The organism is Allorhodopirellula heiligendammensis (assembly GCF_007860105.1).
GTDB lineage: Bacteria > Planctomycetota > Planctomycetia > Pirellulales > Pirellulaceae > Rhodopirellula > Rhodopirellula heiligendammensis.
Map to the genome: position 1 here is coordinate 1687393 of NZ_SJPU01000002.1, position 17463 is coordinate 1704855.

Annotated in this window: 8 protein-coding genes; 5 read left to right on the plus strand and 3 right to left on the minus strand. The window is 57.4% G+C overall.

All coding sequences use genetic code 11. The features are described from left to right. Nucleotides 1-281: 281 nt before the first annotated feature. Both Poly21_RS16655 and Poly21_RS16660 read left to right on the plus strand, forming a co-directional pair. A complete protein-coding gene (locus tag Poly21_RS16655; protein ID WP_146408038.1) occupies nucleotides 282-3554 on the plus strand; it encodes a PSD1 and planctomycete cytochrome C domain-containing protein in 3273 nt (1090 codons plus the stop codon). Nucleotides 3555-3561: 7 nt separating this feature from the next. Beyond that, nucleotides 3562-4989: a DUF1501 domain-containing protein gene (locus tag Poly21_RS16660; RefSeq protein WP_146408039.1), complete on the plus strand. Its 1428-nt coding sequence runs from the start codon at nucleotides 3562-3564 to the stop codon at nucleotides 4987-4989. A 65-nt stretch (nucleotides 4990-5054) separates the two neighbouring features. Here Poly21_RS16660 and Poly21_RS16665 read toward each other — a convergent pair whose 3' ends face one another. Beyond that, nucleotides 5055-6518, minus strand: coding sequence for a hypothetical protein (locus Poly21_RS16665; protein ID WP_146408040.1), 1464 nt, complete (start codon nucleotides 6516-6518; stop codon nucleotides 5055-5057). Between the two features lie 390 nt (nucleotides 6519-6908). On the opposite strand from Poly21_RS16665, the gene Poly21_RS16670 reads away from it, so the two are divergent. Then, nucleotides 6909-7793: a YybH family protein gene (locus Poly21_RS16670; protein ID WP_146408041.1), complete on the plus strand. Its 885-nt coding sequence runs from the start codon at nucleotides 6909-6911 to the stop codon at nucleotides 7791-7793. A 590-nt stretch (nucleotides 7794-8383) separates the two neighbouring features. Continuing rightward, nucleotides 8384-9895, plus strand: a complete 1512-nt coding sequence (locus Poly21_RS16675; protein WP_302119253.1) for a mu-protocadherin- cell-suface protein — start codon at nucleotides 8384-8386, stop codon at nucleotides 9893-9895. Between the two features lie 111 nt (nucleotides 9896-10006). On the opposite strand, the gene Poly21_RS16680 is transcribed toward Poly21_RS16675, so the two are convergent. Then, complete coding sequence (locus Poly21_RS16680; protein ID WP_302119254.1) at nucleotides 10007-10921, minus strand: hypothetical protein; 915 nt, start codon at nucleotides 10919-10921, stop codon at nucleotides 10007-10009. 265 nt (nucleotides 10922-11186) lie between these two features. Here Poly21_RS16680 and Poly21_RS16685 point away from each other — a divergent pair, with 265 nt between their 5' ends. After that, nucleotides 11187-14183: an AsmA-like C-terminal region-containing protein gene (locus tag Poly21_RS16685; protein WP_302119256.1), complete on the plus strand. Its 2997-nt coding sequence runs from the start codon at nucleotides 11187-11189 to the stop codon at nucleotides 14181-14183. 51 nt (nucleotides 14184-14234) lie between these two features. Here Poly21_RS16685 and Poly21_RS16690 read toward each other — a convergent pair whose 3' ends face one another. Then, nucleotides 14235-17450, minus strand: a complete 3216-nt coding sequence (locus Poly21_RS16690; RefSeq protein ID WP_146408043.1) for a response regulator — start codon at nucleotides 17448-17450, stop codon at nucleotides 14235-14237. Nucleotides 17451-17463 lie beyond the last annotated feature (13 nt).

Here is a 17463-nt window from a genome sequence, read left to right on the forward strand (position 1 = left end):
CTCTCGCTCTGCGTCTAAGAAATCGAGGACACGCTTGTGGGCTTGTTGGGCACAGGTGGGCTTGCTCGGGACGGGTAAGATCGCAGTGATTTATTATTGGCGAGGCGGCGTGAACCCCGAATCGATCTGATTCTGCGCTCGACACCTATGCGCACACGAATCGTGCGTTGCCTGTTCTGAACGGTTACAATGGGGAAATGCACTGCTAAGAAAGCGTGCCTCCCCCCGCCTTGAATGCCCACCTCTGAATCCCACCTGTTCACGGAAACCATGGATCTCCCATGATGATTACGAACCTATTGCCTGTGAGGTCTGCTGGGTTAGCCTGCGCCCTGATTGTTGTGCTTGGCCTCATTGGTGGTGCTGATGCAGCGGACCGCGGGGCAGTGGAGAAGCTAAAGTACTTTGAGTCGCATGTCCGCCCGCTACTGGCGCGTCACTGTTTGGGGTGTCACGGTGACGAACAGCAAGAGGGAGAATTGCGACTCGACTCACTCGCGGCCATTCTGAAAGGGGGCGAGTCCGAAGAGACGGTGATCGTGCCAGGCAATCCCGCAGAGAGCGTGCTGATTTCCGCTGTCCGCTACGAGTCTTATGAAATGCCACCGCAGGGGCAACTCGCTGAAAGTGACATTGAGGTACTCGAGAATTGGATTGAAATGGGAGCACCTTGGCCGGGCGACGACGACACGATGATCGTTCGGCGCGATAGCGATCGGTTGACCGAGGACGATCGTCAGTGGTGGGCGATTCAGCCTGTTGTTGATCCTGAGGTGCCTGAGGCGGGTGATCCATGGGCGCGTAACGAAATCGACCGATTTGTTGCTGCCAAATTGGAATTGGCTGGTCTCGCGCCATCGCGGCCTGCGGATCGATATGAATTAGTGCGGCGAGCGTATTATGATTTGCACGGTTTACCCCCATCGCCCGAGCAGGTTGATGCGTTTGTCAACGATGACCGCGAGGATGCGTGGCCCCGACTCATCGAAGATTTGCTGGACAGCCCACGCTACGGTGAACGTTGGGCGCAGCATTGGCTCGACGTGGTCCGTTATGCCGAGAGCGATGGTTACAACGAAGACGCCTTTCGGCCCGAGGCGAGCGAGTTTCGTGACTATGTCGTGCGTTCGATCAACAATGACAAGCCCTATGATCAATTCGTGCGCGAACAGTTGGCTGGTGACGAAATCAATCCCGACGACCCCAATGTCTTCATCGCGACGGCATTTCTGCGTCTGGGGGTTTACGAATGGAATCAGCGCAACGCGACGATGCACTGGGATTTGATCATTAACGAGATCACACGCGTTACCGGCGAAGCATTTCTGGGTATTGGCATTGGCTGTGCCCAGTGTCACGACCACAAGTTCGATCCGATTTTGCAGAAGGATTATTTTGCGTTGCAGGCATTTTTCTCGTCTGTGGCTTGGCCGATGGATCGGCCACTGGCGACCGGCGACGAGATCGCCGAGTTCCAAGCGAGGCAACAAGCGTGGGAGCAGGCGACCGATGAAATTCGAGGAGAAATGAGCTCGCTCACGCAAGCGGCATTCGACAAGGACCAGCAGTACATTGTTGAGCAGTTTCCAGCGGACATTCAAGCGATTTACTACAAGCCAAAATCCGAGCAGACGACCTACGAGAAACAGCTGGCATACCTCGTCGAGCGTCAAGCGGATCGCGCGGGATCGCGGTTCAACTTTCTTGGGGCACTGCAGCAGGAGCCCGAGAAACTCGCCCGATATCAGGAACTTCAGGAGGAGTTAAAGAAATTTGATGCAATGAAGCCGCAGCCGTTGCCCACCGCATTTGTGGCGAATGACATGGGGCCTGATCCGGCCCCGACGTATCTGCGGACACGCACCAGCGAGCGAATCATCGAACCAGCCTTCCTGACCCTGCTCGGCCAACAGCCGGATATCGAACCGACACCGACCAGTACCGGTCGCCGCACAGCGTTAGCGAATTGGATCACCGACGAGCGCAATCCACTGTCGACGCGAGTCATCGTCAACCGCGTCTGGCAACGTCATTTCGGTACCGGCATCGTACCCACGCCCAACGACTTCGGAACACTCGGAGAATCGCCGAGTCATCCGGAGTTGCTCGACTGGTTAACACAGCGGTTTCTTGATGGCGACTGGAAGCTCAAACCGCTGCACCGATTAATCATGACGAGCGCTGTCTACCAGCAGACTTCAAAACGCGAACCCACGCCCGTTGCCAGTCAGGTCGATCCGACGAACCGATTGCTATGGCGATTTTCACCGCAGCGACTTGATGCCGAGCAGGTGCGAGATGCCATGCTGGCAATTTCGGGCGAGCTGCAGCCGCGTGATGGCGGCGTTGCAGTCAGCGGTTCAACGCCTTATCGCAGCGTGTACGTGAAGAAATTGCGGAATCGTCCCGATGAGATGCTATGTGGATTTGACGCGCCACTTGGATTTGAGTCGGCTCCCAACCGCATCGCGACGACGACGCCCATTCAATCGCTGCTCTTAGTCAATGGTGAGTGGACGTTGCAGCGTTCCCAAGCCTTTGCAAAGCGGTTGCTCGCTCGCAAACAGCATTTGGACGAGAGCGATATCCGCACCGCATATCGTTTGGTGTTTAACCGCGAGGCAAACGCGGAGGAGGTGGACGCGGCGTTGGCATTTCTCCGAGAGCAGCCCACTGCGATTGCTGCTCCCACTGTGGAAAATAAGTATCCTGATGAAACGGGATTGCGTCCGATCACTCAGCATTTTGCAGAGGTGCGTGACCTTGGGCTGGGGACCAAAGCGTTGTGGATTCAACCGGGAAGTCGGTTTGAGCGGCTACAGCCCACCATTACCGATGACTTGGCAGATGAATTCACTATCGAAGCGGTCACGACGCTGGATCGATTCTACTCCGACGCGAGCGTCAGCACGTTGCTCTCACGTTGGAATGGCAGTACGAAAACAGCTGGCTGGAACTTGGGAGTCACTAGTGAAAAGTCCGCCTATCAACCTGGGAATTTGATCGTCCAGCTCATCGGCAGGAACTTTCAAGACGAGCCCACCTACGAAGTCGTCGCGTCCGGCCTGCGTTTTCCGCGAGATAAACCGGTCTACATCGCGGCGGTCATTTCCGCAACCACGTCGGTAGACAATCCGACCAGCGGTTCGGTGACGTTTTACATGCAAGACCTATCCGACCCTGCCGCGGAGTTGCAAACCGCCACGGTGGAGACATCGGTCGTCGGCGAAATTCAGAATCCTGCGTTGAAGTTTGTCGCAGGAGGCCGCGATGCCAGTGGTCACCTGTGGGATGGGCAACTCGCTCGACTAAGTCTCCACCGCGGTGCCTTGTCTCGGGCTCAGTTGTTGGTAGGCAATTCGCCTGAGGCAACAGGTCACGTGCTTGACTGGACGTTTTGCGGTGACGACGGGGACCGTCCTGTACCGCATGCCGCATGGCTGCAGAGTAAGACGAAGGAAGTTCCTGTGAGCGTGTCCACCCCAGCATTTAGAGCCGTCACGGACTTCTGCCAAGCCCTCTTCAATTCCAACGAATTCCTTTATCTACACTGAGCCAGAGATGTCTTGTAATCAAGTAGATTATCCCAACTCACGACGCGACTTTCTGTGCCATACCGGAGGCGGATGTGGGGCGTTGGCGTTCGCAGCGATGAGCGGGCAATCTCTGATCGCCGGTGACGCCTCCAATCCGGCTGCTACCAAAATTCACGACGGGCTCGGTCGGGCCAAGAACGTCATCTGGTTGTTCATGGAAGGTGGACCCAGTCATTTGGATTTGTTTGATCGGAAGCCGGCTGTCAACGAGCTGGCGGGTCAGTCGTTGCCAGAGAGTTTTCCACGCCCAGTCACCGCGATGGGTGAAGCCGATTCACCGATTCTGGAATGCAAGCGGAAATGGGCTCAGCACGGTGAAAGTGGGTTGTGGATTTCCGATTGGTTACCGCATCACAGCAGCATCGCTGATGAGCTCTGTGTGATTCACTCATGCGTGTCCGATGGTATCAATCACGCCGGCGGCGTCTGTCAGATGAACACGGGTGCCGTTTTCGGTGGGCGACCTTCGCTGGGATCGTGGGTTTCGTATGGTCTGGGGGAAGCGAACGAGAACCTACCGGGCTTCGTGGTGATGAAGGATAGCAATTCGATGGTCGTCAATGGAGCCCGCGCCTGGGGCGCAGGGTTCATGCCAGCGACCTATCAAGGGGTACTGCTGGAGACTGGCGTTGAACCTATACGCAATCTCAATAACCCCAAGAATGTCTCCGCCGCAGAGCAGCAAGGCAAACTGGATTTTATCAATCAACTCAACCGGCGGCACTACGTCGGTCGAGAATCAAGCAGTGACTTGGAAGCACGTATTCGCAGCTACGAACTAGCCGCACGCATGCAAACGACTGCCCCCGACGCTGTGGACATTGATCAGGAGCCTGCGCACATTCGCCAGATGTACGGACTCGACCAACAAGAGACAGAGGTCTACGGGCGGCAATGCCTGCTCGCGCGGCGAATGGTCGAGCGTGGGGTGCGGTTCATCCAGTTGTATTCTGGAGCGGGCAGCAAGTGGGACAGCCACAGCAATATCGAAGGGAACCATTCCCGACTGTGCCGGGGCGTCGACCAACCCATCTCCGCGTTGATTACCGATCTGAAACAACGGGGGTTGCTCGAGGATACCTTAGTGATTTGGGGCGGTGAATTTGGGCGGACGCCGATGAGCGAAAAAGGATCCGGCCGTGATCACAACCCCACCGGTTTCACGATGTGGATGGCGGGCGGCGGCGTCAAAGGTGGTCAAACGATTGGCGCAACGGATGAACTGGGGCTGTACGCAGTCGAGGATAAATTGCACGTTCATGATATCCACGCCACCACGCTCGCCCTCTTGGGGCTCGATCATACGAAGGTCGTCTACATGAACAAAGGACGCCCTGAGCGAGTCGACTTGAACGAAGGCCACGTGCACACTGGAATTGTTTCGGGGGCCTAACGCGAACCGCCTATGCGTCGAGCTGATCGACGCGGGGAACTCCGATTAGTCGCGATGACAGAATACTAGAACTGGATCTGGTACTTCTCAGTCATGGCTCGACGGATATCCGCCGTCATTTTGTCGATCTGGGAAAGCACATTTTTGTAGCTGGCGTAGTTATTACCACGTGCGTTCGCATCTGTGATGGCTTGATAGTCTGATGTCGAATTAGGATTGTAGTATCCACTGCTGGAGTATCCTACGCCGCCGCCATAGAAGCCACCGCTGTAGCCGCCGACATTGTAGGAGGTGCCACTTTGGAGGGACTCGTTCGCCTTGATCTGGCCAGCTTGGATGTTGGTCTGCCGTACCGACAGGGCATTCCCTCGCAGCAGGTTGGCGACGTCGCTGCCGAACTGCACCATCACAGGATCGACATTGAGTGTTCCCATCTCGTCGAGTTGGCGGGCTTGTTGGTCGTTCCATTTTGCCATGCCGCCGGTGGTTTTGGATTTATGTTTGCGAACCTGTTCGATCCGTTTGTTAACGTTGTCGAAGTAGTGTTTCGTCGTGTAGGCGACCCGGTCGGCTTCACTTCCGGGAGAATCGCTGAGGGTGATGAGTTTCTCCGAGACGTTGTCGGCTGCACCGAGCAGGCTAAAGATATTCAGGAGACCGGTTAGCGAGGCTTCGGAGATGGGGCCTTGGAAAGATAGTCGATTGCCTTTGACAGTCGCTTCCCATGTCAGGACTTCGGGGGCGGCGGTACCGCTGCGTTCGAGAATCTCGGCGAGCAAATCACCGGCGATCGGCTTGAGGCTGGCCGGGGACCGTTCAAAATCGACAGCAAGGATGCACTGCGATAGGCTTTCGCGGCCAATGATCACGCTAACGCCCCGCACGCTGGCGAGGATACCGGCAACCGTCTTGGGCTGCTGCGCTTGGAGCGAATCAAACTTTTCAAGTTTTGCTTCGAGGGGCACAGCGGACACGATATTGCTCAGTTCAGCGGCGAGCATCATCGAAAGATATGACTCCGGTTGGGCCGATACGGTGGCCAAGTAACTGGAAGCATTGAGCGTGCCCGTTGGGGTGATCCAACGACCTAGCAACGAACGGTCGGCCGGTCGCAAGAATCCCAGGCGGTTATCTTTCATGGGAACAAAATAGGTCTGCCGGGGCGACCAGACGACGTCGTGCCCCACGATCGTATCGATGTAGCCGGAAACGGTCGACGCAAGTTTCGTGGCATCCGTGGGCGATTTGATCATCGCATAGCCCGCCTCCCAACGAGGGTGCAAACTAACGAAATCGAGGTCGGAGATCATCCAAAGTTCTTCAATGTTGTCCGTCACGCGCGTGGACAGATCGGCGTCCTTAGTGAGTTGGTTCAAAGCGGGAACGTTGACGTACAGCACCGCATTGGCCGGGGCCGGTGAGCGTTCGAGCAGCGTGGCTAGTTTCCGTTCCTGGGCCCAGGCGGGCAGACCGGTGAGGGTCGCGACCGCCAGCGATAGCGAGAGAACGCAGGTTTGAATCGATTTCATGAGCAGGGCCAACTTCAAGGGCGGATGATGTCAGGGTGAGAATTCCGGTGATTGAGCAGGCTCTACCACACCGCAGTGCGGCAGACGCCAATGCGACTAATCTAATCGAAAAGGTAGCTCGTCGCGCCATCTACATTCCAGATTTCGACTATCCTGACTCTCTGCGAGGCATGATGCAAATTCGCCAGGTGAACGTCGATTTGTCCAATCGGGAGGCATGGGAAATCGGAATTGGCAGCCAGGTGCCGGAAAGTCCCCTGGGCCATGGCGACGCGGGTGATTGCTCAAATCGAGGCTGCGGGATTTCTGAGAATGTTTTTGATTCGGGCCCAGAGTTGGTTACGATATTTGCTCTGAGAATTGGCTTGTGTTTCTGCAAAGGGTTTTGTAATGCGATTTCGAATGGTACGGCACTGGGTCGCCGCAACAATGTTGTTGGGAATGTGCACACCGACCCAGGCGGCCGAAGAGGACTCAAGCGTACGTGATGTGATCAAGGAGTATGTCGCCGCATTCAATGCGAAAGACGCCGACAAACTTGCCACGATGTGGGCCGAAGATGCCTCCCACGTCGATCACGAATTGATGCAAACGACCACCGGCCGCGATCAAATCATGGCGGATATTGAAGTCGTTTTTTCTGAGCCCGATGACATTAAACTCTTTGGAAGTATCGCGTCGGTACGGATGATTACGGGAGAGGTTGCGAGTATCACGGGCGAGGTCGGCGTGTCGATTAGCGATCAGGATCCCTCGCTGAATCGATTTTCGGCGATCGTCGTGAAAAATGACGACGGTTGGCAAATTGATTCTATGGAAGAAATGCCCGTGCCCCAGCCATTGTCGAGCGCCGCGGCTCTCGCGCCGCTAGATTGGTTGATCGGCGATTGGCAGGACGCGACCGAGGAGGACCCCGTCCATACTCACGTGCACCCAGCAGTCGGCGGTGCGTTCCTCCTCCGTTCGTGCACGAGTGAGGCCGCCCAATCTACTCAGATCATTGGGTGGGACGCGCGGGCAAGAGAGATTCAATCATGGACCTTTAACAGCGACGGGTCACACGGCCATGCCACCTGGGCCCAAAATGGCGGCGACAGGCTGCTCCGCACCGTGCAGACGCTCGCCGATGGTCGCATAGCCTCAGGGACCTATGTGATCCACCGCGAGAATGATGATGAGTTCACGATTAAATTGATGGGGCGAGAAATTGACGGGCAACCCCAGCTGCCGACCGAACCGGTGACCGTGCGACGCATGCCAGCGGTCAGCAACTAACCATGCAGACGTCTCTCGGCGAACCCTTCCCGAAAAGCCTACGCGTTCAAAACTGACCCAGAGGATCAATCGATGCGACACAGCAATTGGTATTTTATCGTGGCGATGGCCATCGCGTGGTCATCGGTCAGCGCCAACGACGTCGCTGCCCGAGGGTTTAAAGGCGGAGGCGGAGGCGGAGGCGCCCGCCCGGGCGGCGGGGGGGCGCGACACGCCAGTATGCCGAATATGAGCGGTGGCGGAGCGCGAGCGTCGGCGGCTCATCGTCCCAGCGTTAGTCGGCCCAGCGTCAGCCGCCCAACTCCAAGTCGCCCTAGCGTCAGCCGTCCCAGCGTTAGCCGCCCTAGTGTCAGCCGTCCTAGTGTTAGCGGCCCTAGTGTCAGCCGTCAAGTGTTGACCGCCCCAGCGTCAGTCGTCCCAGCGTTAGTCGCCCAAGTGTCAACAGGCCCAGCACGGGTCGGCCGAATATCAGCCGACCAGGAGGTCCCCAGTTAGATCGTCCAAATTTGGGTGGTTCGATCTCAGGCGGGCTCAAGCCTTCGACACGTCCGGGGCAACGCCCCACGACGCTGCCCGGTCAGAAACCGAACTTGCCCACCACACTGCCGGGCAATAGGCCAAATTTGCCGACGACCCTCCCAGGGACAAAACCGAACTTACCCACCACACTTCCAGGCAACAAACCAAACCTACCGACAACGCTGCCAGGCACCAGACCTGGTTTGCCCGGCAATCGGCCGAATCGCCCCAGTCTTCCCAATCTGGGCGGCGGCGGTTCCGACCGCTTTCCTGGCGGTAACCATGAGCGACCCTCGGCGGGTGATCTCGGTGACTTTCTCGGCATCGGCGGCGGTGTTCGTCCAACGCCGCTGCCAGGCCGACTTCCCAACAATCCTGATAATGCCAATCGCCCCAACCGACCTGGAAATGACCGACCGGGCGATCGTCTGCCAGGGAATAACCGGCCTGGAATCGACCGACCGGGCAACGACCGACCGGGCAACGATCGCCCCGGCAACAATCGGCCTGGAATCGACCGACCCGGCAACAATCGACCGGGTAACAACCGACCCGGAATTGACCGACCTGGCAACAATCGACCGGGTAATGACCGACCGATCGTCAATCGGCCCGATAACCGACCTATCAATATCGGCGATTTGAATGTGGGCAACACGGTCATCAACAACCGGCCATCCTGGAGCAATATTAATCGAACTTCGGTCAATCGGATCCAGGGGCGATGGGGTAACCAAATCGGTGGATTGCATGGCTGGGCTGCGGCACAGCCAAACCGTCTCAATCACTGGCATTCATGGGGCAACGACGTGCGGTTCCGCTGGAATGGCTATCACCATCACAACAACTGGTTTGCGGGCAACTGGTGGTACAGTCATCCGGGCGGCCTGTGCCCATATCACTATTACCATAGCTTCAATCGCTACCCGTGGAACTACTGGTGGCGCCGTCCGACATGGGCCGCGACGATGGGGTGGTTTACCTGGTCGGCGCCCGCGACGGTGTGGTCGCAACCGATCTACTACGATTATGGCTCGGGCGGGAACGTGACCTATGAAAACAACAATGTGTATATCAATGGCGAACAAGTCGCGACCGCTGACGAGTTTGCGGAGAGCGCCGCGGCCCTAGCGACTGTCACTCCGCCGGCGACCGAGGTTGCGCCAGACGCGGGGCAGCAGGATGCAGCGGAGAGCGATGACTGGATGCCACTGGGCACCTTTGCTCTGTCGACTGGTGAGGACGATGTCGAGCCATCGCGCATCGTGCAACTCGCGGTCGATAAATCCGGGATCATTTCGGGAACCGTCTATAATCGCGAAACCGATCAAGCTGATGCGATTCAAGGACGCGTCGACAAAGACACGCAGCGCGTAGCAATGCGGCTAGGATCGACCGATGAAGTGGTTGCCGAAACGGGCCTGTACAACTTGACTCAGGACGAAGCTCCGCTGCTGGTTCATTTCGGAAAAGACCGCGTCGAGAACTATGTGCTCGTTCGATTGGAAGAACCTGAAGACTCCGGTGAAGCCGACAGTGATACGGATGACGCGAGCAGCGACAGTGCGGTCGACAGCCTGTGAGCGCGTGAGTGCCGGCGTCCCGGTTTGGTTACATTCACCCAACCTGACGCCGAAATTGGCAGGCAGTGGAGCAACGCGAACGCCGTCCGAAGGTGCTGTTTTGAGAGGCTACTAGCGTGGAGCCTGCCACTGCACCGGTCGATTCGCGGTGGACATGGATGGTTGGTTGGCTGCAGGCGAAGCATCGACGTAGCCTCCACCCGATGTGGGAGCGGAGGGGGTGGCTGGATTCATGGGAGGTGCTGGTGGGCTGGGGTTAAGTGGCGCCCATCCGCCTGTATCCGTGCTCGGCAATGGCACTAAGGAGGTGGCAGGATATTGTCCCGGTTGCGGCGAGCTGTTTGCCTGCTGTTGCGGATAGCTGGGTTGGGGCATGTAACCTGGCGCAGGGGCGGCCTGCACGTTGGTCGCTCCGGCGGGAGGCGTATAGCCCACCGGCGCGGAGTATCCTGGCGGCGGCGGCGCTCCGGTCAGATCGTTGATGGGCATACCACCGCTGCGGACGCTGCTCACCGGATCGCGAGACAGATCCATGTTTGGATTGTAGGGCGCTGTGGGATAGGCACTGGTTTCCTGCCATGGTGAACCCGCAGCATTTGCGGCCGCGGCGTTGTTTGGGGGAGCGGCGAAACCGCCTGCTGCCGCGACGTTATTGCCACCCGCAGAGTCGTTGTACGCCATCGGGGCAATATTGGGCGGTGCGTAATTGGCGGGCATGGCATTGGTCCCTCCCAGGGCCTGGCCATTGGGATTTCCGTACGACCCGGTGGCTGGCGGCGGTACGCGGGCGGAGGCACCAAAGGGGCCTAGCGCGGGCAGTGTCGGGCCCGTCATGGGGGCTTGGCCGGGCATGCCGCTGATCGGAGCCATCCCCGCCGTCCCCGTTGGCGCACCGGCTTGTCGACATCCCGATGCGATCATCAGCACCGACGCGCACCCCACAACAAAACCGCACGTCTTTCCGAACGGGAGGCGGGCAGCGGCGGTCAGGAGCGGGCGGTTCGCGTTCTGGGATTTCAACATCATAGGGATGTTTCCGATCGATCAATCGAGTGGGCTCGAGCGGCACGAAACATCTTCGTATTCGCTTGGATTACCCGGCTTTAACAAAACTTGACATTTTGTCGAAAGACCAGAATGGGTGGTGAACAGCCGCTCTTTCTTTTCCGCTATCCGCCGAGCATCGTCGCAGGCTATGGTGAAAGTAGCCGACGAGAAATTAGGACGACGGATAAGTAGGTTGACAGGTATTGGTCGGTGGATTTGCCGTTTTTTTAACGAGGTACCGCACATGATGCGTTCCGCGATTATTGTATTGTGCTTGTATTGCAGCCCACTCCTCGCCATCCGCTGTGTGGCACAAGTCGCTCCGGCTGCAACTGCGGCACCAGTGGCGGCTTCCGCCCCCGCAACACCGGCGACGAAACCGCGATTTTGGTCGACCCAGTGGACCTTTGACGGCATTGATGTGGCCAAACTTGCGGCTCGATTGTCCCGCATCGGCATCCGCCTGGGGTTGCCGTTGGAGGGGAAGGTATCGGTGCGGTTTGAGGTCGGTGTGCCCTGGACATCGCTCACCGATGCCGCTGCGTATCGGTTCGATGGCACGCTGACCAGTCCCTCGCTGCGAGTTGACAACCTTCAATTTGACAATTTAGCGGCACGCGTGACTTATCGTGACGGCCAGGTCGCATTGAACAGATTGCGTGCGAATCTCATCACAGCTCAGGTTGGTACGCCCGGTGTGATCGAAGGCTCTGCAACCGCTGCGCTCGTGCCCCGTGGTGATCTGACGGCGAGTCTGAACATCGAAGACATCGCCCTGAGGCCGATCATGGACTTGGTGATGAAAGTCGGTGCAAGTTCCACCAACACCCTCGTTCAAGGCGGCAAGGTATCGGGCAATGTTCAGTTCGCCGTGCCACTCGATTCAATCTCGCAAATCGAAACCTACCGGTTGAGTGGAGACGTCGCGGGCGACGCATTGGCGCTCCGAGGTCTGCCGCCTGCGTCGCTGAATATCAACGATATTTCAATTCGAACGCGTATCCTGAATTTGGGACGGCTCGATCTCACCGCCGGCGAGTCCGCAGCCGAATCGATTCGCCTGGAGGGGAATGCGACGCTGCCGTTGGACGGCAGCGGACCGTTTCACTTCAACGTTCAAGGCGATGATATTCCCACGCAGAGCGTTGCCGCGTTGCTGCAATCGGCCAGCGGTGACACGTCTCCCAGCGATGGGTTTACATGGGTGCAAGGCAAGCTCGATTTTCAGAGCACCGGCAGCGGGCGATTTTCCAAATCGCTTCAGGAGAGTCAGTGGGATATTCACGCCGCTGTGGCATCGCCAGGACTACGAGTCGCTGGCGTCGACCTCGGGGTGTTGGAGCATGATATTCAGCTGACACCGAGCAGTCTGCGGATTCGACCTCGACGCTCCGTTGCGACGCTTCCAAACACAGTTAAAATTCGTGAGCTCAGCTGTGACTATCGGATCCAGCCCAACGCGGTACAGATCGACTCGCTGGATGCGCAGATGTTTGGCGGTCGGCTGCAAGGTTCGGCGACGATACCCTCTGACGGGGCAGACATGCTGCTAGCCGATGTGCACTTCTCGCAGCTCCGCCCGACGATTCGAATACCGGTTGCCATGACGACGGCTCCCGATTTCAATGCCTCCATCTCAGGTGAAGTTAAGTGGCAGGTGCCAATGGCGTCACTAGCCCAGCCAGCAGCACACCTGGGAACCGCTGAGCTGAACGTTGCCGACATGCGGTTAGGTGACGAGGAATTGGGCCAGTTTCATCTCGCGCTATCTGCTCAGGCGGGTGAGATTGATCTGCGCGGCGAAGGTGAAATACTCGATGGTACCATGCGGGTTAATATGGTGGCGGAGGCGACGGCGGAGGATCGATGGTCCGACGTGCTCAGACGCTTGCGCAAATACGAAATACAACTCAGTGATCTCTCGATTAGATCAGTGATGTTTTTTGCTGGCACGGACCGGTCCGACATCAGTGGGAAGATCTCCGGCGCAATCAATGGCACGACTACCCCTAGTCTTGGCAGTGACGGAGCTCAAACGCAGCTCGAGCTCAGGGTCACCGATCTGCGATATCGGGATATGCTTGTTTCCAGGCAGACGTCGGCAAGCAGCGTTTTCGATGGTCGCATATTGACGATCGACTCGCTTGTGGGCGACTATGCTGGCGGGACGGCACGAGCCAACGGGCGAGTGGAATTGGATCGGCAGAATGGTGCATTTCAGCTGCGTACAGATATGACCGCCCGAGTCGACCGAATTGATTTACGTCGGGGATTGTTTTTTGTGCCGATGGTCAGCGAACAGGTTGATGGAAAAGGGTCTGGCACGATTCGACTGAGTGGCACCAATTACGCGATACGAGTTCGTGGCAATGTTGTCGGTCGACAACTCGTACTTGCAAACGTCGCATTGGGTACCGCGCACAGCGGAATTCTTGTCGATGCCGATGCTATGACCCAACGCTGGAAACTGCGATTGCCGACCATTGTGGCGAGTGTGGGCGGGGGGTCGCTTGAAGGGGAGTTATCTGTCTCGTCCTCACATCGAGGTACTCGTGGGGTGGACTTGTCGAGTCGTTGGAAGACACGACGTGTCGACTTTTTTCGCTTAAGCGACCAGCTCGGCCAAGCCACCAGTCTCGCCACAGGAGAAATCACGGGAGAGATGACTCTCGGCGGCAAATCGGTGCGTGGTATCGACGATCTCGCGGGGCGGTTCCGATTCCGCTTGGGTGAGACTCGCGGTGGTGCGGTCCCCGGGCTGGTCGGTGTCGGGCAATGGCTCGGACCAGTATCGTTGGCAACTGAAAAATTTGACGTGGGTGAGGCGCACGGTGTGATCGGCAACGGCGTGCTCACAATGGACGAGTTTTGGTTGGGATCTGATGCGGCGTTGATCCGAGCTGATGGGCAGATTTTCCTGCGGAGCCAGCGCATGGACATCGAGGCGCTGATCGCAACGGGCGACTACCGCGATCTTGCATTCGACTTGCAGCGGTTGGCTCAGCGGTATCTGCTGCGTACGTTGCTGCCCAGTTCGGTGATTCTAGATGTATCAGAATTGCTTCGAGATCGTACCCTGGTGGTTCGGATTCTCGGTCGGATCGACCACCCCATCGTGCGGCTGCAAACTGCCGAAACGTTCCGAGAGGAAGCCGCTCGGTTCCTCATTCGGGAGAGCGGACGCTTGATCTTCACAGGCGCTGGCGTGGGCGTCGTCGGTGGTATTAGTGACGGGTTCTGAACCTGGACTCGTCGACATTGCCGCAGCCATTGTTCCGAGCAGCGGTCCGATTCACTCACCATCCACACGGTCTGCAAATACTTGCAACTCTTTGGTCGCGAGTTCGGCAGCAGTTTCCAGCTCGGTGAGCTGATCGCGTGCGTTGGCAAGATTGTTTTCGCGTGCGGCCTGTTCGATGATCTTCAGTGGCTCGATAATCGACGTCACGTCGAACAGACTCGCGGCTCCTTTCAGTGCATGGGCGGATCGGCCCGCCGCGTCAATATCGTCCGCGTCAACGGCGGCGCGAATCTCACCGGTCCGCGTCTCGCATTCCGATGCCAGCACCTTGGCTAATTCGGACAACACGGCGTCAGTGCAGCCGCCCATCTGTTCACGAGCTGCTTCGATGTTGATGGACGAATCGGCCGGGCAGCTCTCGGCCGCATCTGAAACTGGTTGCGGGGCCACCGCCGTGGGCGATGGTTTCTCGACCTGATCTGCTGAACCTTTAATCTTCGCCAGCGTTGCCGTCAATATTTTGGGGTCAATGGGCTTGCTAATATACCCATCCATCCCCGCCTCAAGGCAACTTTCACGGTCGCCCTTCATCGCAGCGGCCGTCATCGCGATAATAGGAATATGTCCACCCGTGGATGCTTCTTGTTGGCGGATGACTTTGGCCGCCTCGGTGCCATCCATCACCGGCATCTGCCAGTCCATTAGAATCAAGTCGAAACGGCCTCTCTGCCAAGCTTCGATGGCCAGTTTTCCGTTCTCTGCGATTTCGACACGGTGTCCCATCCGGGTGAGCAATCCGGAAGCCACACGTTGGTTGATGACGTTGTCTTCCACTAACAGAACGTGGAGTTCGTCACCGGTCGGAGCGATCGCCGGCGTCTCGCCGACCTCGTGTTCAGGTGGCGCATCACTCAGCTCCTGCAGGATCGTCTCGAGCAATTCGGATTGCACGACCGGCTTAATCAAGTATCGGGAAATACCTAGTTTGCGACAACGCTTGGTATCGCTACTGTCTGCTGCCGATGACACCATGATGACTTTGGTATCGGCAAAGCTCGGATCGGCCTGTAATTGCTCAGCCACACCGAAACCGTCCAATCCCGGCATCATGCAGTCGAGCAACATCATCGGGTACGGCGTTCCCATATCCTTGGCCCGTCCCAGTTCGGCGATCGCCTGGTAGCCGTCATCGACACAGACCGGTTTCAACTTCCACGCCTTCAGCAATTCGCGAAAGATTCGTTGGTTGGTGGGATGATCGTCGACCACGAGGATCGACGTTCCTGCCCACCGGCTGAGTTCGTCAGGTGGTGGTGGCGGTAACGTGTCGCACTTGCCGAGTTGCACTTGGAAATGAAATGTGGTGCCCACGCCCAGCTCGCTTTCGACCCAGATTTTCCCACCCATCAGCTCGACGAGTTGGTTCGAGATGGCGAGGCCCAAACCCGTTCCGCCATACTTTCGTGTTGTGGAGGCATCGACTTGGGAGAACGAATCGAAAACCTTTGACAGCTTGTCCGGCGGAATCCCGATACCGGTATCGCGGACGGAGAAATGCAGCATCACATGTTGTTCGGTCTGATCGTCCATCTCAACCGCGACCACCACTTCGCCCTCTTCGGTAAACTTCATCGCGTTACCGCACAGGTTGATAATGATTTGTCGCAGTCGTCCCGGATCGCCGAGCAAGCGATACGGAATCGCTGGGGCGACCCGGCATGCCATTTCGAGGCCTTGGTCAGCGGCGCGTAGACTGAGCGAGCGAGCCGTCGTTTCGACGCAGTCCCGCAAGTCGAACGGGATGATCTCAAGCTCCATTTTACCGGCTTCGATTTTCGAAAAATCGAGAATGTCATTGATCAGACGTAGCAATGAGTCCGCGGATCCACGAACCATGCCGAGATACTCACGCTGTTCCGGTGCCAATGAAGTATCGGCGAGCAACTCGCTCATTCCGATAATCCCATTCATGGGGGTGCGAATTTCATGACTCATGTTGGCCAAAAATGCACTCTTGGCCGCGTTGGCTTCACGGGCTTCATCTCGGGCAGCGACCAATTCGGCCTGAGACTGCTGCAGTCGCTTACTCATCAAGTTGAAGTGCTTGGCCAGTTTCGTGATCTCGTCATGGCCTCGGTCCACCACGCGAGTCGCTAGGTTACCGCCTGCCAATGCCATCGTGGCACGCGTCAAATGACTGATCCGATGGGAGAGTGACCATGCAATCAAACCACCGATAATCATGGCCATCAGCGTTGCGATCAGCGAAAACCACAACAGGCGTGACCGTAGTTCGGTGACAGGAGCAAACGCCAGTGACTCTTGAGTCTCGTTGATGAGTACCCACCCTAACCCTGCGAAGTCACCGTAGCCTTTGCTCTTGGCTATCGCCACAAGATAATTCTCACCCGTATCGGGGTGAGGGAAATAGATCGTTGCGTAAGGCGACGCGGCGTCTAACTGCTCCTGATTGAGGTATCGTACATTGTCGCCTTTCATGGTCATCGAGTGGTTGCTGATGTGGATAATGTTGCCCTCCCGGTCAAGCAGTAGCAACCGTTCTCCGGACCCGGATTGATCCGCTCGCCGATCGATCACACTGAACACTTCGCGGATGTTCAGAATAGCCTTCATGACCCCCAACAGCTCACCTTTGCTGTCGTCGACACGCAGGGAAATGTCGATGGAGTAGATGCCAGCACTATCGTCAAAAATAATATCGCTGATGTCGACGCCATGGGCGACCGCATCGGTCCACCAGGACTCATCATTTTGACGATAGTCCGACGTTCGCCCGGTCTGGGCGGCGTTGGCACCGTAGCGATTGGTGAAAAACACTTCACCAAAAACGTCGTAGTCGCCGCTCTCGTTGAGCTTGCCCACCAGGCTACGGAGATCCCGTGACAAGCGGTTGTTGGTCAACGAAGTCATTAACGGAATTGTTTCGTCGGCCGGGGTTTGCCGCCACTGACGCTCCCGCTCGTCGATGACAGACTCGACATCATCGAACTCACTGAACTCCTGGTTGGAGTTAGCAAGCGTTTGTTGGACGACTTCACTGCGATCGTAAGCTTCGCTCTGAGCCACACGTGTTTGGACCACGCGATCGATTTCGTCGATCACCGCGCTGGCGCGAGTTAACGAAGTTTTCTCGATCGCGGCGCGTAAACTCTGTTGCCCCACGCTGGCGGCATAATTTCCTACGGTCCAAATCAATACCGCGGGCAAGAGGGTTGCCAGGAGCAGTTTGTAGATAATTCGCACCATCGAAACCTTATAA

What these genes read in the sequence shown, in the direction of transcription:
- Poly21_RS16655 (WP_146408038.1), top strand. Translation starts at nt 282, where the DNA reads ATGATGATTACGAACCTATTGCCTGTGAGGTCTGCTGGGTTAGCCTGC.
- Poly21_RS16660 (WP_146408039.1), top strand. Translation starts at nt 3,562, where the DNA reads ATGTCTTGTAATCAAGTAGATTATCCCAACTCACGACGCGACTTTCTG.
- Poly21_RS16665 (WP_146408040.1), bottom strand. Translation starts at nt 6,518, where the DNA reads ATGAAATCGATTCAAACCTGCGTTCTCTCGCTATCGCTGGCGGTCGCG.
- Poly21_RS16670 (WP_146408041.1), top strand. Translation starts at nt 6,909, where the DNA reads ATGCGATTTCGAATGGTACGGCACTGGGTCGCCGCAACAATGTTGTTG.
- Poly21_RS16680 (WP_302119254.1), bottom strand. Translation starts at nt 10,921, where the DNA reads ATGATGTTGAAATCCCAGAACGCGAACCGCCCGCTCCTGACCGCCGCT.
- Poly21_RS16685 (WP_302119256.1), top strand. Translation starts at nt 11,187, where the DNA reads ATGATGCGTTCCGCGATTATTGTATTGTGCTTGTATTGCAGCCCACTC.
- Poly21_RS16690 (WP_146408043.1), bottom strand. Translation starts at nt 17,450, where the DNA reads ATGGTGCGAATTATCTACAAACTGCTCCTGGCAACCCTCTTGCCCGCG.